Annotated in this window: 19 protein-coding genes and 1 tRNA gene; 12 read left to right on the forward strand and 8 right to left on the reverse strand. The window is 64.2% G+C overall.

The annotated features are described in order from the left end of the window. Positions 1-3 precede the first annotated feature (3 nt). Together argJ and RHIZ70P_RS10505 are read right to left on the reverse strand one after the other, a co-directional pair. The gene (gene argJ, locus RHIZ70P_RS10500) at positions 4-1,245 is read right to left on the reverse strand and encodes a bifunctional glutamate N-acetyltransferase/amino-acid acetyltransferase ArgJ (protein WP_115670262.1); all 1,242 of its coding nucleotides are present in this window, start codon (positions 1,243-1,245) and stop codon (positions 4-6) included. Between the two features lie 65 nt (positions 1,246-1,310). Further along, complete coding sequence (locus RHIZ70P_RS10505) at positions 1,311-2,162, reverse strand: peptidylprolyl isomerase (RefSeq protein ID WP_115670263.1); 852 nt, start codon at positions 2,160-2,162, stop codon at positions 1,311-1,313. Positions 2,163-2,404: 242 nt separating this feature from the next. Here RHIZ70P_RS10505 and secA point away from each other — a divergent pair, with 242 nt between their 5' ends. The 3 genes from secA to RHIZ70P_RS10520 all read left to right on the forward strand — a co-directional run bounded on the left by secA (position 2,405) and on the right by RHIZ70P_RS10520 (position 7,956). Then, the gene (gene secA / locus RHIZ70P_RS10510) at positions 2,405-5,122 is read left to right on the forward strand and encodes a preprotein translocase subunit SecA (RefSeq protein WP_115670264.1); all 2,718 of its coding nucleotides are present in this window, start codon (positions 2,405-2,407) and stop codon (positions 5,120-5,122) included. Between the two features lie 150 nt (positions 5,123-5,272). After that, entirely contained in the window at positions 5,273-6,676 is a 1,404-nt protein-coding gene (locus RHIZ70P_RS10515) for a lipopolysaccharide biosynthesis protein (RefSeq protein WP_115670523.1), read from the forward strand. 2 nt (positions 6,677-6,678) lie between these two features. Then, entirely contained in the window at positions 6,679-7,956 is a 1,278-nt protein-coding gene (locus tag RHIZ70P_RS10520; protein ID WP_115670265.1) for a GNAT family N-acetyltransferase, read from the forward strand. Positions 7,957-7,982: 26 nt separating this feature from the next. Here the strand turns inward: RHIZ70P_RS10520 and RHIZ70P_RS10525 are convergent, their stop codons facing one another. Beyond that, positions 7,983-9,620, reverse strand: coding sequence for an AMP-binding protein (locus tag RHIZ70P_RS10525; protein ID WP_115670266.1), 1,638 nt, complete (start codon positions 9,618-9,620; stop codon positions 7,983-7,985). A 231-nt stretch (positions 9,621-9,851) separates the two neighbouring features. Here RHIZ70P_RS10525 and RHIZ70P_RS10530 point away from each other — a divergent pair, with 231 nt between their 5' ends. Continuing rightward, complete coding sequence (locus RHIZ70P_RS10530; protein ID WP_115670267.1) at positions 9,852-10,298, forward strand: hypothetical protein; 447 nt, start codon at positions 9,852-9,854, stop codon at positions 10,296-10,298. Positions 10,299-10,342: 44 nt separating this feature from the next. Here the strand turns inward: RHIZ70P_RS10530 and RHIZ70P_RS10535 are convergent, their stop codons facing one another. Beyond that, positions 10,343-10,750, reverse strand: coding sequence for a tautomerase family protein (locus RHIZ70P_RS10535; protein ID WP_115670268.1), 408 nt, complete (start codon positions 10,748-10,750; stop codon positions 10,343-10,345). A gap of 118 nt (positions 10,751-10,868) precedes the next feature. Here RHIZ70P_RS10535 and RHIZ70P_RS10540 point away from each other — a divergent pair, with 118 nt between their 5' ends. Then, the gene (locus tag RHIZ70P_RS10540) at positions 10,869-11,735 is read left to right on the forward strand and encodes a LysR substrate-binding domain-containing protein (RefSeq protein ID WP_115670269.1); all 867 of its coding nucleotides are present in this window, start codon (positions 10,869-10,871) and stop codon (positions 11,733-11,735) included. 65 nt (positions 11,736-11,800) lie between these two features. On the opposite strand, the gene RHIZ70P_RS10545 is transcribed toward RHIZ70P_RS10540, so the two are convergent. Beyond that, positions 11,801-11,885, reverse strand: a tRNA-Leu gene (locus RHIZ70P_RS10545). Positions 11,886-12,074: 189 nt separating this feature from the next. Here RHIZ70P_RS10545 and RHIZ70P_RS10550 point away from each other — a divergent pair. Further along, positions 12,075-12,656 carry a YqaA family protein gene (locus tag RHIZ70P_RS10550; protein ID WP_115670270.1) on the forward strand — a complete coding sequence of 194 codons (582 nt, stop codon included), beginning with the start codon at positions 12,075-12,077 and terminating at the stop codon, positions 12,654-12,656. Between the two features lie 12 nt (positions 12,657-12,668). Continuing rightward, positions 12,669-13,181 (forward strand): disulfide bond formation protein B, encoded by a 513-nt coding sequence (locus RHIZ70P_RS10555; RefSeq protein ID WP_115670271.1) that lies wholly within the window; start codon positions 12,669-12,671, stop codon positions 13,179-13,181. Positions 13,182-13,188: 7 nt separating this feature from the next. Here RHIZ70P_RS10555 and RHIZ70P_RS10560 read toward each other — a convergent pair whose 3' ends face one another. Beyond that, entirely contained in the window at positions 13,189-13,746 is a 558-nt protein-coding gene (locus tag RHIZ70P_RS10560; protein ID WP_115670272.1) for an HNH endonuclease, read from the reverse strand. A 97-nt stretch (positions 13,747-13,843) separates the two neighbouring features. Beyond that, the gene (locus RHIZ70P_RS10565) at positions 13,844-14,491 is read right to left on the reverse strand and encodes a DNA-3-methyladenine glycosylase family protein (protein WP_115670273.1); all 648 of its coding nucleotides are present in this window, start codon (positions 14,489-14,491) and stop codon (positions 13,844-13,846) included. A 53-nt stretch (positions 14,492-14,544) separates the two neighbouring features. Here RHIZ70P_RS10565 and gluQRS point away from each other — a divergent pair, with 53 nt between their 5' ends. Continuing rightward, complete coding sequence (gene gluQRS, locus RHIZ70P_RS10570) at positions 14,545-15,426, forward strand: tRNA glutamyl-Q(34) synthetase GluQRS (RefSeq protein WP_115670274.1); 882 nt, start codon at positions 14,545-14,547, stop codon at positions 15,424-15,426. On the opposite strand, the gene RHIZ70P_RS10575 is transcribed toward gluQRS, so the two are convergent. Further along, a complete protein-coding gene (locus RHIZ70P_RS10575) occupies positions 15,394-16,293 on the reverse strand; it encodes a YihY/virulence factor BrkB family protein (protein ID WP_115670275.1) in 900 nt (299 codons plus the stop codon). The two genes, gluQRS and RHIZ70P_RS10575, sit on opposite strands and share 33 nt — an antisense overlap. Positions 16,294-16,390: 97 nt before the next feature. Here RHIZ70P_RS10575 and RHIZ70P_RS10580 point away from each other — a divergent pair, with 97 nt between their 5' ends. From RHIZ70P_RS10580 to RHIZ70P_RS10595, 4 genes are read left to right on the forward strand one after another with little or no spacing between them, the layout of a single operon-like run. Next, positions 16,391-17,224, forward strand: coding sequence for an SDR family oxidoreductase (locus RHIZ70P_RS10580; RefSeq protein ID WP_115670276.1), 834 nt, complete (start codon positions 16,391-16,393; stop codon positions 17,222-17,224). Positions 17,225-17,254: 30 nt separating this feature from the next. Continuing rightward, on the forward strand, positions 17,255-17,452 hold the full coding sequence (locus RHIZ70P_RS10585; RefSeq protein WP_115670277.1) for a twin transmembrane helix small protein: 198 nt from the start codon (positions 17,255-17,257) through the stop codon (positions 17,450-17,452). Positions 17,453-17,467: 15 nt separating this feature from the next. Continuing rightward, complete coding sequence (locus tag RHIZ70P_RS10590; RefSeq protein WP_115670278.1) at positions 17,468-18,046, forward strand: cob(I)yrinic acid a,c-diamide adenosyltransferase; 579 nt, start codon at positions 17,468-17,470, stop codon at positions 18,044-18,046. Between the two features lie 28 nt (positions 18,047-18,074). Then, positions 18,075-18,860 carry a rhomboid family intramembrane serine protease gene (locus tag RHIZ70P_RS10595; RefSeq protein ID WP_115670279.1) on the forward strand — a complete coding sequence of 262 codons (786 nt, stop codon included), beginning with the start codon at positions 18,075-18,077 and terminating at the stop codon, positions 18,858-18,860. Positions 18,861-19,005 lie beyond the last annotated feature (145 nt).

Genomic DNA, 19,005 nt, shown 5'->3' on the forward strand with positions numbered 1-19,005 from the left:
CGATCAACTCCGGTAGTCGCCGTTGATCGCCACATATTCCTTGGTGAGATCGCAGGTCCAGACCGTCGCCTTGCCATCCCCGAGCCCGATGTCGACGCGGACCGGAATGTCCTGGCGCTGCATCACGGCGGTCGTCGCTTCTTCGGAATAGGCGGGGTCGCGCTCGCCGGCGACGGCGACGCGGATGTCGCCGAACCAGATCGCCAGCCGGTCGCGGTCTGCCATTTCGCCGGACTTTCCGACCGCCATGACGATGCGGCCCCAATTGGCGTCTTCGCCGGCAACCGCCGTCTTGACCAGCGGCGAATTGGCGATCGACAGCGCGATCCTCTTGGCGGCGAGATCGCTCTCGGCGCCGGTCACGGTGATCTCGACCATCTTGCGGGCGCCCTCGCCGTCGCGGACCACCTGCAGTGCCAGGTCCTTGAGCAGGTCGTTGAGCGCCAGACGGAAGCCCGAGAGCGCCGGATCGTCGGCCGTCTCGATCGTCTTCTGGCCGTCGGCGCCGGCAGCACCGGTGGCAAACAGCAGAAGCGTATCGGAGGTCGAGGTGTCGCTGTCGACGGTAATGGAATTGAAGGTCGGCTCGACGCCGGCCGAAAGCAGGCCCTGCAGCGCGGGGGCTGTGATGTCGGCGTCGGTGACGACGAAGGACAGCATGGTCGCCATGTCGGGCGCGATCATGCCGGCGCCCTTGGCCATGCCGTTGATCGTCACCTTGACGCCGCCGATCTCGGCGGTGCGCGTCGCCACCTTCGGATAGGTGTCGGTGGTCATGATAGCGCGTGCGGCTTCCAGCCAGAAGTCACCCGTGGCACCTTGCGCCATGTCGCCCAGCACGCCGGAGAACTTGGTGGCGTCGAGCGGCTCGCCGATCACGCCGGTGGAAGCCAGATAGATTTCGTTCTCGCCGCAGCCGAGCGCGGCTGCCGCCGACTTCGCCGTAAGCTCGGTCGCCGCCTTGCCCTTGAGGCCGGTAAAGGCATTGGCATTGCCGGAATTGACGACCACGCCGCGCGCCACGCCATGGGAAAGGTTAGTCCGGCAGAAATCGACCGGCGCAGACGGGCACTTCGACCTGGTGAACACGCCGGCGACGGTGGCCGGACGGTCGAACGCCATCAACAGCACGTCGGTGCGGTTCTTGTACTTGATGCCGGCGGCGGCGGTCGCCATGCGCAGGCCGCGGATGGGCGGCATGTCCGGATAGGACTTCGGGGCCAGAGGGGAAACGGTTGCGCTCATCTTCGCTGCCTGCAATCAAGCGGGCCCGCCCAAATGCGGGCCCGTGTTTCGATCAAATCCGCCGATTACTGCTGCGGCTTGTTCACGTCCTCGTAGCCCTTGCGCAGTGCCTCGTCGAGGATCTCGACCTTCTGCTCGGCCTTGGCCTTCTCGATGATTTCGAGATACTTGTCGCGCATCACCAGCTGGCGAACCTGCTGGGCGACCGTTTCATAGGCCGGCGGAGCGGCGTCGCGCTTGTCCTCGAGCTTGATGACGTGGAAGCCGAACTGGGTCTTGACCGGGGTCTTGGTGTAGGTGCCCTTCTCCATGGCGAAGGCTGCTTCCTCGAATTCCGGAACCATGCGACCCTTGGTGAAATAGCCGAGATCGCCGCCTTCCGACTTGTTCGGGTCGGTCGACTTGGCCTTGGCCAGTTCGATGAAATCCTTGCCGGCGTCGAGTTCCGCGATGATGGCCTTGGCTTCTTCCTCGGTCTTCACCAGGATATGACGGGCGCTGACCTCTTCCTGCTTCGGCAGGGCGGCGATTTCCTTCTCATAGCGGGCCTTGACATCGTCTTCGGTGACGGCATCGACGACATGCTTCTTGAAGTAGAGGTTGTGCAGTTCGCGGTCGGCGATGAAGGCCATGCGCTTCTTGAACTCGGCATCGTCCTTCAGGCCTTCGCCATCGGCATTGCCGGCGAGCAGCTTGACGTCGATCGCGCCGGACAGCGCGGCAACCTTCTTCTGCTCATCCGGCAGCTGGGCAAGCTGCGGGTCGAGATTGGCGATCGCCAGGTCGAGGTCCGACTGGGTGATTTCCAGCTTGCCGACCTTGGCGACGACGGCATCGGCGTCCTGGGCAAGAACCTGGCCCTGCAGCCCGATAAACGCAACGCAGGCGGCAAGCGCGATTTTATGAAGACGAAGCATAAGAAACCTTTCGGAAGGTGAACCGTTTCAAGACCGTTCAAATCGGGCGAAAAATTGTCAAACGCACGCCAAGGCAGGCTTTTCCGGCCACCCTGTGGCGTTGACATCATTCGACCCCCCTCTTATCTGTCACGCAATCGCGCGTCCAGAGCCGTTTCCCGCTGCTCTGCGTCCAATCGCCGAAATTCTGCGGCAGGCAGGGACGCGCAAAGAATATGACGAAGGTCAGAAAGGACCATCGAATGGTCAGTCTTGGTGGGCTCGCCCGCAAACTCTTCGGTTCGGCCAATGAGCGCCGCGTTCGTTCCTATCAGCCGAAGGTCGCCGCCATCAACGCGCTCGAAGAGAGCATGAAGGCCCTGTCCGACGAGGCACTCGCCGGCAAGACGCAAGAGTTTCGCAAGATGCTGGCCGAAGGCAAGTCGATCGACGACCTGCTGGCGCCGGCCTTTGCGGTTGCCCGCGAAGCATCCCGGCGTGCGCTCGGCATGCGTCCGTTCGACGTGCAGCTGATCGGCGCGATGATCCTCAACGACAACGCCATCGCCGAGATGAAGACGGGCGAAGGCAAGACGCTGGTGGCGACGCTCGCGGTCTACCTCAACGCCCTTGCCGGCAAGGGCGTGCATGTCGTGACCGTCAACGACTATCTCGCCAAGCGCGACTCCACGACGATGGGCAAGCTCTACAGCTTCCTCGGTCTCACCACGGGCGTCATCGTCCACGGCATCACCGACGACGAACGTCGCGCGGCCTATGCCTGCGACATCACCTACGCCACCAACAACGAGCTCGGCTTCGACTATCTGCGCGACAACATGAAGTACGAGCGCGGCCAGATGGTCCAGCGCGGTCACCACTACGCGATCGTCGACGAAGTGGACTCGATCCTGATCGACGAAGCTCGCACACCGCTGATCATTTCCGGCCCGCTCGACGACCGCTCCGATCTCTACACCACGATCGATGCCTTCATCCCGCTTCTGTCGGAAGAAGACTACGAGATCGACGAGAAGCAGCGCTCGGCCAACTTCTCCGAAGTCGGCACGGAAAAGCTTGAGAACCTGCTGCGCGAGGCAAACCTCCTGAAGGGCGCCTCGCTCTACGACGTCGAGAACGTCGCGATCGTTCACCACATCAACAATGCGCTGAAGGCCCACAAGCTGTTCTCGCGCGACAAGGACTACATCGTCCGCAACAATGAAATCGTCATCATCGACGAATTCACCGGCCGCATGATGCCGGGACGGCGCTATTCCGAAGGCCAGCACCAGGCGCTCGAAGCCAAGGAAAAGGTGCAGATCCAGCCGGAGAACCAGACGCTGGCCTCGATCACCTTCCAGAACTATTTCCGCATGTACGGCAAGCTCGCCGGCATGACCGGCACGGCCTCGACCGAGGCGGAGGAATTCCAGAACATCTATGGGCTGGAAGTGTTTGAAGTGCCGACCAACCTGCCGATCCAGCGCATTGACGAGGATGACGAGGTCTACCGGACCTTCGACGAGAAGTTCAAGGCGATCATCGACGAGATCAAGGCCGCCAGCGAGCGCAACCAGCCGGTTCTGGTCGGAACCACATCGATCGAGAAGTCGGAGCTCCTGGCCGGCATGTTGAGCGCCAGCGGCTTCAAGGACTTCAAGGTCCTGAACGCCCGCTACCACGAACAGGAAGCCTATATCGTCAGCCAGGCCGGCGTTCCCGGCGCCGTCACCATCGCCACCAACATGGCCGGCCGCGGCACCGACATCCAGCTCGGCGGCAATCTCGACATGCGTCTCGAGCGTGAGCTCGAGGGCATGGAGCCGGGCCCCGAACGTGACGCCAAGGCCGCAGCGATCAAGGCCGAGGTGGCCGAACTGAAGGCCAAGGCGCTCGAAGCCGGCGGCCTTTACGTGATCGCCACCGAGCGCCACGAGAGCCGACGCATCGACAACCAGCTGCGCGGCCGCTCCGGCCGTCAGGGCGACCCCGGCCGCTCGAAATTCTACCTGTCGCTGCAGGACGACCTGATGCGCATCTTCGGCTCGGACCGTATGGATTCGATGCTGCAGAAGCTTGGCCTGAAGGAAGGCGAAGCCATCGTCCATCCGTGGATCAACAAGGCGCTGGAACGGGCCCAGAAGAAGGTCGAGGCGCGCAACTTCGACACCCGCAAGAATCTGCTGAAATACGACGACGTGCTGAACGACCAGCGCAAGGTGATCTTCGAGCAGCGCATCGAGCTGATGGATGCGACCGACGTGTCCGGCACGATCGAGGACATGCGCCACGAAGTCATCGAGAGCATGGTGCGCACGCATATCCCCGAGCGCGCCTATGTCGAGCAGTGGGACGTTTCCGGCCTCAAGCAGCAGGTTGCCGTCACCCTCAATCTCGACCTGCCGATCGAGGCCTGGGCCGCCGAGGAGGGCATCGCCGAGGACGACATGGTCGCGCGCATCACCGAAGCCGCCGACAAGGCGATGGCCGACAAGGCCGAGCGGTTCGGCGCCGAGATCATGTCCTATGTCGAGCGCTCCGTCGTGCTCCAGACGATCGACAACCTGTGGCGAGAGCACATCGTCAACCTCGACCACCTGCGCTCGGTCGTCGGCTTCCGCGGCTATGCCCAGCGCGACCCGCTGCAGGAATACAAGGCCGAAGCATTCGAGCTGTTCCAGGCGCTGCTCGCCAACCTGCGCGACGCCGTCACCACCCAGATGATGCGCGTCGAACTGGTTCGGGAAGCCCCGCCGGCCCCGACCGTGCCGGAAATGGAAGGCCATCACGTCGATGCCACCACCGGCGAGGACGATTTTGGCGAGGGTTCGGCCTTCGCCGCCCTTCCCTTCGTCGCACCGGAAAACCGCGATCCGAACGATCCATCGACCTGGGGCCGGGTCGGCCGCAACGATGCCTGCCCCTGCGGCTCCGGCAAGAAATACAAGCACTGCCACGGCGCCTATGAAAACGCCTGAAGGCGGGCACGATCGGCGAATGGAATACGAAAGGGCGGCCGAAAGGTCGCCTTTTCGCTGTCCGCGGATGCGAGGAACGAACCGTTTCTTAACCGTGATCTGACAAGGTCGGCGCTGTTATTGCGTCACCAGCGGACCTAGTTGTCGATCATGGCGGTCATCCACACAGCGGAGAAATTGCTGCCATCCGGCCTCCACCCGGCATTGCACAAGCTCGCCTCGGCGCTGTCACGCAAGGACGAGACGGCGCGCGCCCAGCGCATGGCGCTGATCGCCTTTGCCATCCGCGTCGTTTCCGCCGCCATCGCCTTCGGCTCGCAGATCATCCAGGCGCGCCTGATGGGCGAGTTCGAATACGGCATCTTCGTCTTCGTCTGGGTTCTGGTCGTTCTGTTCGGCAACCTCTCCTGCCTCGGCTTCCACACCGCCGTCATCCGCTTCCTGCCGCAATATGACGCCCGCGACGAGCGTGACGAGATCCGCGGGCTGACGATGACGGCCAGGATCTTCTCGATCAGCTCGGCCAGCGCGCTCGCCCTCATCGGCTTTGCCGTGCTGCACGTCTTCGGCGAGGCGATCGAGGCCTATTACATGATCCCGCTGTTCCTCGGCCTCTTGGCACTGCCGATGATCGCGCTCGGCGACGTGCTGGACGGGACGGCGCGGGCCAACAGCTGGCCGGTGGCCGCACTTTCGCCCACCTACATCGTCCGCCCGCTGCTGATCCTCGGCTTCATGCTGGCGGCGGTCGCCCTTGGCGCGCCACGGACGGCGACGACGGCGATGCAGGCGGCCCTTGCGGCGACCTATGTGACAAGCCTCGGCCAGTTCCTCACCATCGACCGGCGGCTGCAGGAGCGCTATGTCGCCGGACCGCGCAAGATCGATTTCCTCGCCTGGTTCAAGGTGGCGATCCCGATCTTCCTGATCGACGGCTTCGGCTTCCTGCTCACGAACTCCGACGTCGTCGTGGTCGGGCTCTATCTCGAGCCGGACCAGGTGGCGATCTATTTCGCCGCCGCCAAGACCATGGCGCTGGTGCAGTTCGTCTTCTTCGCCGTCAAGGCGGCCGCAGCCCCCCGCTTCTCCGCGATGATGGCGGCCGACGATCTGCGCCCGCTCGCCGTCTTCGCCGGCACCACGGTGCGCTGGAGCTTCTGGCCGTCCTTGGCTGTCGGCACCTGCGTACTCCTGACCGGCAATCTGCTGCTGTCGCTCTTCGGCGATGCGTTCACCGCCGGCTACTGGCTGATGGCGATCCTGTTTGCCGGCAGTCTGTCGAAGGCGATGGTCGGCCCCGGGGAAGTGCTGCTGACCATGGCCGGCAAGCAGCAGCTCTGCGTTTCGGTCTATGTCGTGGCGCTGGCCGGCAATATCGGCCTCAACATCACGCTGATCCCGCTCTACGGGCTGACCGGCGCGGCAATCGCCACCGCGACGGCGATGATGGTCGAGGCGATCCTGTTGCATCTGGCCGTGCGTTCCTCGCTCGGCATCGTGCTCTTCGCCTTTGCCGACCCGCTGGCGATCCTGAACAAGACGAGGGCGTCCTGATCATGGTGGAACCACCCATCTACAGCGAGAGCATGAACAGCAATGCCAACCGGCTGGTCGGCACGCTGGCGGGCGAAACGGACGGACGTCCCGCCGCCGACCTGCGCCTCGACGTCGGCCAGCCCGGCCGGCAGCTCAGCCTTTATCCCGGCCGCGTCGGCTACGACCTGCAGGAGGAACTCGACTTCCTCACCTATCGGGTGATGGAGGCCAATGTCTTCTTCGCCCCGCGCTTCCTCGCCCCCGCCATGCCACGGCTCGAGGAGAGGCAGATCCGCCTCGCCGTCATCCGCGACGAGGATAAGCGCCGCAGCCGCGTGCGTCTGATGATGCCGTTCTCCGTCGAGAAGCCCGGCTTCTCCGTCGGGCCGTCGATCCTGCGCGTCTGGTCCAATCCGTTCGGCCCTCTCGGCACGCCGCTAGTGGACGCCGAAGGTGCGGCGGAGACGATCGACAACATGCTGGAGGCCCTTGCCCGGCCGGAGGCCCGGTTGCCGGGCGTGCTGGTCCTGCCGGACCTGCGCCTCAACGGCCGATTTGCCCAGTTGCTGAAAGCGGTGGCGATCGGCCGCGACCTGCCGCTGACCGTCACCAACACCTTCGAGCGCCCCATGCTGCAAAGCGAGGAAGACGGCGACGCCTATCTCAAGTCGACGATCGCCAAGAACCACCTGCGCGACATGCGCCGGCAGTTCCGCCTGCTGGGAGAACAGGGGCACGTCAGCTACAGCGTCGCCCGCCAGCCAGACGACATCCGCCTGCGCATGGAAGAGTTCCTGGCGCTCGAGGCGAGCGGCTGGAAGGGGCGCAAGCGCTCCGCCATGGTCATGGACCGTTTCCGCGCCGCCTTTGCCCGCGAGGCGATCACCAACCTTGCCGAAGTCGACGCCGTGCGCATACACACGCTCGACCTCGACGGCCGGGCGATCGCCTCGATGGTGGTGTTCATCATGGCCGGCGAGGCCTATACGTGGAAGACCGCCTATGACGAGCGCTATGCCCGCTTCTCGCCCGGCAAGCTTCTGCTCGCCGACCTCACCGACTGGCATCTCGACGACGCCAATATCGAGCGCACCGACAGCTGCGCCGTGCCGGACCATCCGATCATGAGCCGTTTCTGGAAGGAGCGCGAGGAGATGGGAACGCTGCTGATCGGCCTGAAGCCCAATGCCGACCGCGACATGCGCCAGGCCGCGACACAGTTGCATCTGTACCGCAACACCCGGAACCTCGCCCGCATCCTGCGCGACAAGATCCTGTCGCGCCGCTTCACCGACTGAACGCCTGGTATCCGGAGTATCCCCGACTATTCTGCGGCGATGGCCAGTTCGCGGTCGCGCAAGAGCCGGCGGATGACCTTGCCGCTGGTGGTCAGCGGCATTTCGTCGATGAACTCCACCTCGCGCGGATATTCGTGCATGGAAAGCCGCTGCTTGACCCAGTCACGGATCTCGGCGGCAAGCTGCGGGCTCGGCGCATAGCCGTCGGCCAGCACGACGAAGGCCTTGACGATCTCGGTGCGCAGCGGATCGGGCTTGCCGATGGCGGCCGCCAACCGGACCGCCGGATGGCCGGCCAGACAGTCCTCGATCTCGGCGGGGCCGATGCGATAGCCGGAAGAGGTGATGACATCGTCGTCGCGACCGAAGAACTCGACATAGCCGTCCGCATCCATTCGGCCGAGATCGCCCGTCTTCATCCAGTCGCCGACGAATTTTCGCGCGGTCGCGCCTTCGTCGTTCCAGTAGCCGAGGAACATCACGGGATCGGGCCTTTGGATCGCCACCTGGCCGGTGACGCCCGCGGGCACCTCATGACCCTCCTCGTCGATGATCGCCACCCGATGGCCGGGCACGCCACGGCCGATGGCGCCGGCCCTGGTCACGCCGAGATTTGCCGCCGACCCGAGGACGAAATTACACTCGGTCTGGCCGTAGAACTCGTTCGGCACGATGCCAAGCGTCGCCTTGACCCATTCATAGGTTTCGCGGCCGAGCGATTCGCCGGCCGAGCCGATGCTGCGCAGCACGAGATCGTATTTCTCCAGCGGCTTTTCGACGGACTTCAGCAGGCGCAGCGCGGTTGGCGGAATGAAGGCGTTCCTGACCTTCATCTCGGCCATGATGCGAAATGCCGCGTCGGGATCGAACTTCTGCGCCGGCGAGGAGACGACCGGCACGCCCAGCATCAGCGCCGGAAGCAGCGCGTTGAGCAGACCGCCGGCCCAGGCCCAGTCCGACGGGGTCCAGACCTTGTCGCCGGGCTTGGGCAGAAAATCGTGCACCATCTGAAAACCGGGAATGTGGCCCGGCAGCACCCGGTGGCCATGCAGCGCGCCCTTCGGCGGACCGGTGGTGCCCGAGGTGAAGATCATCAGGGCCGGCGTATCCGGCCCGGTATCGGCAACCGCAAAGACGGACGGATGGGCGGCGACGAGTTCGGCGAAGGAATGGGCGCCGGCGCGGGGGGCGCCGGTCGTGACTACATGCTCGAGGACCGGGAGGCGCGGCCGGATCTCGTCCAGACGCGCAAGGCCGAAATCATTGGTGACGATCGCCTTCGCTCCGGCCGCGTGCAACCGGTATTCCAGCGCCTCCACCCCGAACAGCAGCGCCAGCGGCAGGGCGATGGCGCCCATCTTGTAGATCGCCACATGGGCGATCACCGTCTCGAAGGATTGCGGCAGCAAGAGCGCGACGCGATCGCCGCGGACGATGCCGAGCCCGGCCAGCGCATGGGCGAAGGCCGACGATTGCGCCGAAAGCTGGCCATAAGTCATCGACGCATGGTGGCCGTCGGCCGAGAAATGTTCGAGGCAGACACGATCGGGATGATGCCGCGCCCAGTCGTCGCTGACCGCCCGGCCAATGTTGAAATTCACGGGGATGTCCCAGGCAAAGTCGCGACACAAACGCTCATAGGAGCTGCTTTCGGGCAGAAACATGCGGTTTTTCCGTATTGACCTGCCATTTTGCTAGCATCCATTTCGCAACTGCACAATGGAAGGGCGAATGCGGTCAGGCCCCGCTCCAGCGATCTTGCATTTCTGGACAGCGCTGAAAGCGACGTGCTAACCTAACAAATGAAATTTTCGCGTCCCGAACCGAGTGTGAGCCGGCTTGGCCATGCTACGGAAAGGAACGGAATTCCCTTCCTGATCGCAGAGACCCATTCGATGAAAACAACCGGCAAGAACCCGCGTCCCGCCCAGCCCCTGCGGCAAATCACCGTCGATGCCGGGCTGCTACCGAAGGCGCCGGATGCAAAGCGTGGCCAGGCCGCGGCCGATCGCCCGGCGACGGCCACGGTCAACATCGTCGCCCCTGTACACCCGGCCGTCTCCGCCGCCCGCCTGCAGATGAAGCAGCAGGCGATGACATCGGCGCTGAGGAAGGTTGGCGCCGCCGTCGACAGCGGCGAGATGCCGGCCGCCGAAGCCAAGCGGCTCGTGCTTGGACGCGTCGTCAGGGGGCTCGGATCGGTCGAGGCCGCGGAGAAATGGTATCGCAGCCACCACATCGCCGAACTGGGCGGCAGAACGCCGGCACAACTGGTGCGCGCCGGCGAATTGAAGGCGCTGCTCGGCCATCTCGATACGACGAAGGCCGGCTCCAAGGCCTGAATACCCCGCCGGTCGCGGCATTGACCGGGACCGGCACGCGGCTGTCACGCCGCGTCGAGCCGGCCCTTGATAAAGCGATATTCCTGCGTGATGCCGCCGAAGCCATAGGCTGCGGCCGAAACCTCGTGCACCAGCACATAGCTTTCCGGATGCACATTGCCGATCAGCGAACCGAGCTCGGAAAAGACGGCGGCCAGATAGTCGGCAAGTTCGTTCTTGGTGTTGGTGCCGTCGACCACCTTGATATCGAGCCAGAAACTGTGGGCGCCTTGGGCGGCCAGCGACTGCCCACCCGCGAACCAGTGGTCCGGGTCAATGTGGGAAATGGCGACCGCCGTCACCGTCGCATCCTTGCGCAGATGTTGGCGGGTAAGCTCGGTGATCCTTCCCGCTATCCGCGCCGAGCGCTCGGCATCGGGTGACGTGGTAACGGCTATGTTGATGATCGGCATGGTTCATGTCCTCTCTTGTCGTCGCGAAGGCCAGCGGCCTGGCAAGTGCAGAAATGACAGAATTAAACAATCAGAAAAATCGAATTGTCATGAATCGATATTTCGACAATATCGAAGCATGGAAACGATCGACCCGGAATTGCTTCGCACCTTTCTCGCCTTCGTCGACACCGGCTCGCTGACGCGTGCTGCCGAGATCGTCGGCCGTTCGCCATCGGCGGTCACTGCCCAGATGCAGCGCCTGGAAGTGGTGGTGGGAGACACGCTTCTCGAACAGGCCGGTAGAGGCCGGACGTTGACGCCAACAGGCGAGACGCTGGTCGGCCATGCGCGGCGAATTCTAGACGCCCACCGCGAGGCCCTGCTCAGCCTCAAGGGCGCCCGCGCCGATGGCCGGATCGCACTGGGCTGCACGCAGGATTTCGCCGAACGCGGGCTGCCGGACATCTTAAGGTTGTTTTCCGTCACCCATCCTCGACTGCGCCTCGATTTGAGGATCGGGCGATCAGCGGAGCTGGCAAGCGCCTTCGCGCGCGGCGAACTCGACCTGGTACTTGCCATGCGCGACGGGACATCGATCGACGAGCGCATGGTGCTTCGCGAACCCATGCTCTGGCTCGGCTCGGCCCATTGCCTGCAACGTGCCGGCGGCGAAGTGCCGCTTGCCCTGCTCGACGCGCCTTGCAGCTTTCGCAATGCCGCGATCGCCGCCCTGGATGGCGCGGGCCGCCGCTATCGCATTGCGGCCTCCAGTGCCAGCCTGTCGGGGCTTGCCGCCGCCCTGAAGGCGGGGATTGCCGTGACCGCACGAACCGCACGCATGACGACCGACGGCATCACCCGTCTCGACAGTGCCTTTGGTCTACCAGAACTACCCGACGCGGAATTCTCACTCCGACTGCGCCCGGACGCGACAACGCCGGCGCGCAGCCTTGCCGACCTGCTCACCGACATGCTGCCACAATCCGCTCCGGCGCAGAGCTGAGCCGATTTGACAGCGCAATGCAGTCGAAACGACGGGCAGGCGTGGCGGCGGTCAAAGAAGTGGAATGGTGCCCCATGCCGGAATCGAACCAGCACTCCTTTCGGAACTCGATTTTGAGTCGAGCGCGTCTACCAGTTCCGCCAATGGGGCACAGAAGCGTCTTGTCTCGGTTAGACAGCGCCGGACTATACGAAGCGCGCCGAGGCGGTCAACCGCCTTTTTCGCCGAAGCCCGTTCACAGGATTGTTTTCGATCGGAATGGTGCGTTGCAGCGCCAGGCATTTACAGCGGCCTGTCGCTTGACTAAAACCGCTCGGCCCGAGGAACAGGAAAACAACCATGCTGCGCCGCCTCTATGATTGGACCATGTCGCTGGCGGCAACGCGCCATGCCGAAAAGGCGCTGTTCGGCGTTTCCTTCGTCGAGAGTTCGTTCTTTCCGATTCCGCCGGATGTTCTGCTGATCCCGATGGTGATCGCCAAGCCGACGCACTGGATCAGGCTGGCGCTGATCTGCACCGTCGCCTCGGTGCTCGGCGCCTTTCTCGGCTATGCGATCGGCATGTTCCTCTACGAGCTGATCGGCAAGCCGATCCTGGCGCTTTACGGTGCCGAGAACTCCTTCAACCAGATCGCCGAATGGTACAACACATGGGGCGGCTGGGGCGTGCTCTTTGCTGCCATAACCCCCTTCCCCTACAAGGTCCTGACGATCTTTTCCGGCGCCACGGGGCTCAACTTCTTCGTCTTCACCGTGGTCAGCATCATCGGCCGCGCCGCGCGCTTCTTCTTCGTCGCATGGCTTCTGGGGCGTTACGGCGAGCCGATCCGCGTCTTCATCGAAAAATATCTCGGCCTTCTTTTCACCCTGTTCATGGTGCTGCTTCTCGGCGGCTTCTACCTGGTGAAATTCGCCTTCTGACAGGATCGAACAATGAGCCTCTCCGCGTCCTTCGCAAAGTCCGATGCAGTAATCGCCGCGGTCCTGACCGTCGGCATGGCGGTCGTCGTCGGCTCGGCGCTCGGCTTCGAGCATATCGGCGGCTACATTCCCTGCGCGCTCTGCCTCTTGCAGCGAAATCCCTACTACATCGGCGTGGGCGTCGGCGTGCTCGCCATCCTGTCGTCGATCTTCAAGCTGCCGCCCGCCGTCACGCGCGGCCTGTTCGCCGTGATCGCCGTGCTGATGATCGTCAGCATTGGCCTTGGCACCTATCATGCCGGCGTCGAGTGGAAATTCTGGGAAGGCCCGGCGAGCTGCACGATCGGCGCGACCGGCGGCGATGCCCCGGTCAACGTGCTGGAAGCGCTGAATTCGACCAAGGCGCCGTCCTGCACGGAGGCGACGCTGCGCGTGCTGGGGCTGTCCTTTGCCGGCTGGAATGTGCTGACGAGTGCCGCTCTGGCCGCGATCGCCCTGTGGGCGACGTTCCGCAAGCGCGGCTGAGAACCGCCTAAGGCTGCAGTTCGGAATCCCAGTAGAGATAGTCGACCCAGCTTTCATGCAGATGGTTGGGCGGGAACGACCGGCCATTGTTGTGCAGATCCTGCACGGTGGGGCGATACGGTTTCTGGTGCGGGAACATCTGTGCCTGGCGCGGCAGCTTGCTGCCCTTGCGCAGATTGCACGGCGAGCAGGCGGCCACGACGTTTTCCCAGGTGGTCTCGCCGCCATGGGCGCGCGGGATGACGTGGTCGAAGGTCAGGTCCTCGTCGGAGCCGCAATACTGGCATTCGAACTTGTCGCGCAGGAAGACGTTGAAACGGGTGAAGGCCGGATTGCGGGTCGGCTGGACATAGGTCTTCAGGCTGACGACGCTCGGCAGCCGCATGGAAAAGCTCGGCGAGCAGACGGAATGGTCATATTCGGCGATGATGTTCACACGGTCAAGGAAGACCGCCTTGATCGCGTCCTGCCAGGACCACAGCGACAAGGGATAATAACTCAGCGGCCTGTAGTCGGCATTCAACACGAGCGCCGGCAAGGACTGGGGTGAGACTGCAATCGTCAAGGCATTCTCCTGATCGATTCGGCACCTGTGTTTTTATATTAGGTCCGTTGTGACAGCCTTGTGAAGCCCCCTTCCTGATGGGTGTCGTTGTGCCGCGCTATTCGGCCGCCGGTGCGGCCTCCCGGCCCGTTCGCGCCGCATAGTGCGCCCAGAACAGCCGCGCGGCGACCGACCGCCAGGGCCGCCATGCCTCGGCGATTTCACTGACCTGCCGGATGTCGGGCCGCGCATCGTGGCCGAAAGCATCGCCGACGGCAGCCCGCAGCGCCACGTCGCCGGCCGGAAAGATGTCGGGATGGCCGCCGCAGAACATCAGGTAGACCTCGGCGGTCCACAACCCGATCCCCTTGAACACCGTGAGCCTTCCGATCGCCTCGGCCGCATCGAGCGCAGCGATCGCCGACAGGTCGAGGGATCCGGAGGCGACGGCGCGGGCGGCAAGCTCGAGAGTGGACGCCTTGGCGCGCGACAGGCCGAGGCCGGCGACGGTTTCAGCATCGAGCGTGAGATAGGCTTCGGCCGCGGGCGGACCGCCTGTTGCCACGACGATCCGCCCCCAGATCACTTCTGCGCTGGCGCGCGACACCATCTGCGAGACGATGATATGGGCAAGCCCGGCGAATCCGGGTTCGGCAAGACGCAGCGGCAGCGGCGCCAGGCGTCGGGCGAGCGGTTCGAGGCGTGGATCGATCGCGACGAGCTCGGTGAGGCCCAATGCCACATCCGCCGGGTTGGCAATGATCATTTCGCTTTCACCCCGCTCTTTTCCCCGAACCGCATTTCGTGCGAGATGGAAGCATGATCCCGTCCCACCGTCAAAGACCGGCCCTGCGCTTCGCGCCGAGCCCCAACGGCCTGCTGCATCTCGGCCACGCGCTGTCGGCGCTCTTGAATGCCGACAAGGCCGAAGCCCTCGGCGGCCGCTTGCTGCTGCGCATGGAAGACATAGACGTGACCCGCTGCACACCCGAATTCGAACGGGCGATCTTAGAAGACCTTGCCTGGCTCGGGCTCCGCTGGGAGCAGCCGGTGCGCCGCCAGTCGGAGCATTTCGACGACTATCGCGCAGCGCTCGACGCACTGATCGCACGCGGTCTCGCCTATCCCGCCTTCATGACCCGTGGCGAGGTGAAGGCGCACGTTGCGGCAAGCGAAGCGCAGGGCCTTTCCTGGCCACGCGATCCAGACGGCGCGCCGCACTATCCGCCTTTCGAGCGCGGCCTTTGCGACGGCGAGCGAAAGGCGCGCATCGCTGCCGGCGACCGCCACGCATGGCGGCTCGACATGGGACGGGCGATCGAAGCATGCGGCGAGCCCCTGTCATGGACGGAAACGGGCGACGGGGAAACCGGGGAGATCGTCGCCGATCCGGCGGCCTGGGGCGATGTCGTGCTGTGGCGCTCGGATGCGCCGTCGAGCTATCACCTGTCGGTTACCGTGGACGATGCCCGGCAAGGGATCACGCACGTCGTTCGTGGTCTCGACCTCTTTCATGCGACTTCGGTGCATCGGCTCTTGCAGAGGCTGCTCGATCTGCCGGCCCCGGTCTATCATCACCACCGGCTGATCCTTGGGACCGACGGGCGCAAGCTGTCGAAGAGCGAGGGCGACACCGGGCTACGGGAACTGCGCCGGCAGGGCCTGACCTCAACCGATATCCGCCGGCTGGTCGGGCTGTGACTTGGGCACGTCAACCGCCCGCACCTTCTGGCCGAACACCTCGAATTTCAGAAGCGCCGCGTTGAACTCGGCGCCGATGATGAAGATCGCACCGACCATGTAGAGGAAGACCAGCACCACCATGATCGAGGCGAGACCGGCATAGGTCGCGGCATAATTGGCAAAGCTCGCGAGATAATAGGCAAAGATCAGCGCGCCGATGAGCCAGAGGACCAGGGTCAAGAGCACGCCGGGAAGGACGTCGCGGACGCGCCGATGGCCGGCCGGCAGGCCGAGATGGAAGACCATGAGGCCGAAGACCAACACGGCGAGCGTGCCGTAGATCCGCCAGTTGGAGACGGTGGCGAGGAAGTCCTCGAGCAGGGGAAACCATTTTTCGGCAAAGGCGAGCGCCACCGGGACGGCGACGAGAAGGGCGCTGATGGCGGCGAGCGCGATGACCGCACCGATCACATAGCCGAGGCTGACGAGGCGCGTGATATACCATGGACGCGTCTCGGGTACGCGATAGGCGCGATTGAGCGACGCCCTGAGCGCTTCCACCCCATTGGAGGCGAAATAGGCGGCCGCCAGTACAGAGATCGTCAGCAGGCCGCCGCGCGGGATGGTCAGCACCTCGACCACCTGATCCGACAGCGGCTTGGCGATCGCCTCCGGCCAGGTGTCGAAGATCAGATGCACGGCCGTATCGGCAAAGCTGTCGGCACCAAGCAGGCCCGCCAGCGCCGTGCCGAAGATCAGGAAGGGAAAGACGGCCAGCAGCGCCGACAAGGCCACATGGCTCGCCATGGCCCAGCCGTCGTCTTCGCTGAAATGATTGAGGGCGTCGAAGCTGACCTTGTAGAGCATGCGCAGGAACGCCGGCATCAGATCTCCTTGCTTTCGCTGGCCGCTGGCTCGACGGACCGATTGTCACCCGCGAACGAATATGGGAAACCCGCACGGTTTGTACAGGGAACAATCAATGACGGACCGCCCGACCATCATCGTCACCGGCTGCTCGAGCGGGATTGGCGCCCATTGCGCAAGGGCGCTCGCCGCCGACGGGTGGCGCGTGTTCGCAACCGTCCGCAGGCCGGAAGATCTTCAGCCTCTCGAGGCCGACGGCATCGAGGCCCTGCTGATGGACTATACAGACGCGGCGAGCATTGCCGCGCTGGTCGAAGAGGTGACGAGACGGGCCGGCGGGCGGATCGACGCGCTGTTCAACAATGGCGCCTATGGCCAGCCGGGCGCGATCGAGGATCTGTCGACCGACGTGTTGCGCCGCCAGTTCGAGGCCAATTTCTTTGGTTGGCACGAGTTGACCCGGCGGGTGATCCCGCTGATGCGGGCCCGCGGCCAGGGCCGGATCGTCCAGTGCTCCTCCATCCTCGGGCTCCTGCCCTACCGCTATCGCGGCGCCTATACGGCGTCGAAATATGCGCTCGAAGGCCTGAGCGTGACGCTCAGGATGGAGCTGGAGGGTTCGGGCATCCATGTCAGCTTGATCGAGCCTGGACCGATCGAAAGCCGCTTCACCGCCAATGCGCTGAGGATAATCGAGGAAAATGTCGACCTCGACAATTCCGCCCATGCGGGGGAATACAAACGGCAGTTGGCACGGCTCGGCGGGACGGGGCCGGTCAACCGCTACAAGCTCGGCCCGGACGCCGTCTACAAAGTGCTGAAACACGCCTTGACCGCCACCCGCCCCCGCCCACATTATCCCGTGACCGTTCCAGCCCGGCGCGGCATGCTGCTGAAACGCCTGCTGCCGGCCGATCTCTTTTACCGGCTGATGCGGATGCTGGACTGACAAACCTTTGAGAAAGCTTGCATAAACACGATGTCCACCTTCACCACCGTGCTCACCCTGATCGTCATGGGGCTCGTCGTCCTGGTTCTCATCCGGGGCCTTTTCAACATGATGAAGGGCGGCAGCGGCAACACGTCCAACAAGCTGATGCGGATGCGCGTGATCCTCCAGGCCGTGGCAGTCGCGCTGATCATGCTGACGCTGTGGCTGACCGGCGGCGGCCGCTAGGAAAGGAACGACAGGATGGTCAGGCTCAACAAGATCTATACCCGCACCGGCGACGACGGCACGACGGCACTGGTCACCGGCCCGCGCCGGCTGAAGCACGACCTGCGCGTCGACGCCTATGGCACGATCGACGAAACCAATTCGACGATCGGGGTTGCCCGACTGCACACCGGCGGAATGCCCGAACTGGACGCCATGCTGATGCGCATCCAGAACGACCTGTTCGACCTCGGCGCCGATCTGGCGGCGCCCGAAACAGGCGAGACGCTGTCCTATGAGCCGCTGCGGGTGATCGAGGCGCAGGTCACGCGCATCGAGGGCGAGATCGACCATCTGAACGCCAATCTCGATCCACTCAAGTCCTTCATCCTGCCGGGCGGATCGCCGGCCGCCGCCCATCTGCATCTGGCCCGCACCGTGGCGCGGCGCGCCGAGCGCATCATGGTCGAACTGTCGCGCTTCGAGGGCGAGACGATCGACGAGCCGGCACTGAAATACATCAACCGCCTGTCCGACTTCCTGTTCGTTGCCGCCCGCTTCGCCAATGATGGCGGCAAGGCCGACATTCTCTGGGTTCCGGGCAAGAACCGATAGACGGCCGACAGGCCAAGGGGGTCGTCAAGTGTTCATTCCGCTGCACGACCGCAACGCCCTCAAGCACATCCGGCGGCAATACGTCACCTTCGGCCTGATCCTCGCCAATGTCCTGACCTTCGTCTTCACCGTCCTTCTGACTCCGGAGGCGGTGGGGGAGGCCAGCGTCTTCGGCTTCGGCTTCATCCCGGCGGTGGTGTTCGACAGCGCCGTGCTCGATCCCTCGCTGGTGATCGTGCCGCCCGACGCGACCTTTCTCACCTATTCCTTCCTGCATGTGGACCTGATGCATCTCGGCTCCAACATGCTGTTCCTCTGGGTGTTCGGCGACAATGTCGAGGATGCCCTGGGGCACATCCGCTTCCTGATCTTCTATCTCGCCTGCGCCGCGGCCGGCGCCCTGTTCCACGCCCTCGTCGCGCCGCTGTCCCAAGCTCCGCTGATCGGTGCATCGGGCGCCGTCTCGGGCGTGGTCGCGGCCTATCTCATGCTCCATCCGAAGGTGCGGATCTGGGTCCTCGTGCTGTTCCGCTTTCCTCTTCCGCTGCCCGCCTTCGTGCCGCTGGCCTTCTGGATCGGCCAACAGTTCTTCATGCTGCTGGCCGACGGCGAAACCAATGTCTCCTGGGGGGCCCATGTCGGCGGCATCCTGGCAGGCGCAATTCTGGTGCTGTTCATGCGCCGTCGCGGGGTGCCGCTGTTCGACCGCACCATCGTCACGCCGGCCGCCGTCCGGCATCGCCTCGAGCCCGCTCCGCGGGTGGTCCTGCCGGCTCCGGTTGAGGCGAAGCGCCCCGTTCACTGGGGCCGTTGAGCAAAATCGCGACGGGAAATGTTGACGCGCACGTAAACGTCAATTATTCCTTCGGCAAAATCAGAACGCCCTTCGCAGGAGCGTTGTGTTTGGGGAAAAAATGCGTATCGATGTCGCCATTCGAACATCGGCGGACCGCGCTTAA

The sequence above is a fragment of the Paenirhizobium selenitireducens ATCC BAA-1503 genome (genome assembly GCF_900492185.1).
GTDB lineage: Bacteria > Pseudomonadota > Alphaproteobacteria > Rhizobiales > Rhizobiaceae > Allorhizobium > Allorhizobium selenitireducens_A.

Bases quoted from the DNA above. Each gene is read 5' to 3' on its own strand.
- argJ (WP_115670262.1), bottom strand. From the start codon at position 1,245: ATGAGCGCAACCGTTTCCCCTCTGGCCCCGAAGTCCTATCCGGACATG.
- RHIZ70P_RS10505 (WP_115670263.1), bottom strand. From the start codon at position 2,162: ATGCTTCGTCTTCATAAAATCGCGCTTGCCGCCTGCGTTGCGTTTATC.
- secA (WP_115670264.1), top strand. From the start codon at position 2,405: ATGGTCAGTCTTGGTGGGCTCGCCCGCAAACTCTTCGGTTCGGCCAAT.
- RHIZ70P_RS10515 (WP_115670523.1), top strand. From the start codon at position 5,273: ATGGCGGTCATCCACACAGCGGAGAAATTGCTGCCATCCGGCCTCCAC.
- RHIZ70P_RS10520 (WP_115670265.1), top strand. From the start codon at position 6,679: ATGGTGGAACCACCCATCTACAGCGAGAGCATGAACAGCAATGCCAAC.
- RHIZ70P_RS10525 (WP_115670266.1), bottom strand. From the start codon at position 9,620: ATGTTTCTGCCCGAAAGCAGCTCCTATGAGCGTTTGTGTCGCGACTTT.
- RHIZ70P_RS10530 (WP_115670267.1), top strand. From the start codon at position 9,852: ATGAAAACAACCGGCAAGAACCCGCGTCCCGCCCAGCCCCTGCGGCAA.
- RHIZ70P_RS10535 (WP_115670268.1), bottom strand. From the start codon at position 10,750: ATGCCGATCATCAACATAGCCGTTACCACGTCACCCGATGCCGAGCGC.
- RHIZ70P_RS10540 (WP_115670269.1), top strand. From the start codon at position 10,869: ATGGAAACGATCGACCCGGAATTGCTTCGCACCTTTCTCGCCTTCGTC.
- RHIZ70P_RS10550 (WP_115670270.1), top strand. From the start codon at position 12,075: ATGCTGCGCCGCCTCTATGATTGGACCATGTCGCTGGCGGCAACGCGC.
- RHIZ70P_RS10555 (WP_115670271.1), top strand. From the start codon at position 12,669: ATGAGCCTCTCCGCGTCCTTCGCAAAGTCCGATGCAGTAATCGCCGCG.
- RHIZ70P_RS10565 (WP_115670273.1), bottom strand. From the start codon at position 14,491: ATGATCATTGCCAACCCGGCGGATGTGGCATTGGGCCTCACCGAGCTC.
- gluQRS (WP_115670274.1), top strand. From the start codon at position 14,545: ATGATCCCGTCCCACCGTCAAAGACCGGCCCTGCGCTTCGCGCCGAGC.
- RHIZ70P_RS10575 (WP_115670275.1), bottom strand. From the start codon at position 16,293: ATGCCGGCGTTCCTGCGCATGCTCTACAAGGTCAGCTTCGACGCCCTC.
- RHIZ70P_RS10580 (WP_115670276.1), top strand. From the start codon at position 16,391: ATGACGGACCGCCCGACCATCATCGTCACCGGCTGCTCGAGCGGGATT.
- RHIZ70P_RS10585 (WP_115670277.1), top strand. From the start codon at position 17,255: ATGTCCACCTTCACCACCGTGCTCACCCTGATCGTCATGGGGCTCGTC.
- RHIZ70P_RS10590 (WP_115670278.1), top strand. From the start codon at position 17,468: ATGGTCAGGCTCAACAAGATCTATACCCGCACCGGCGACGACGGCACG.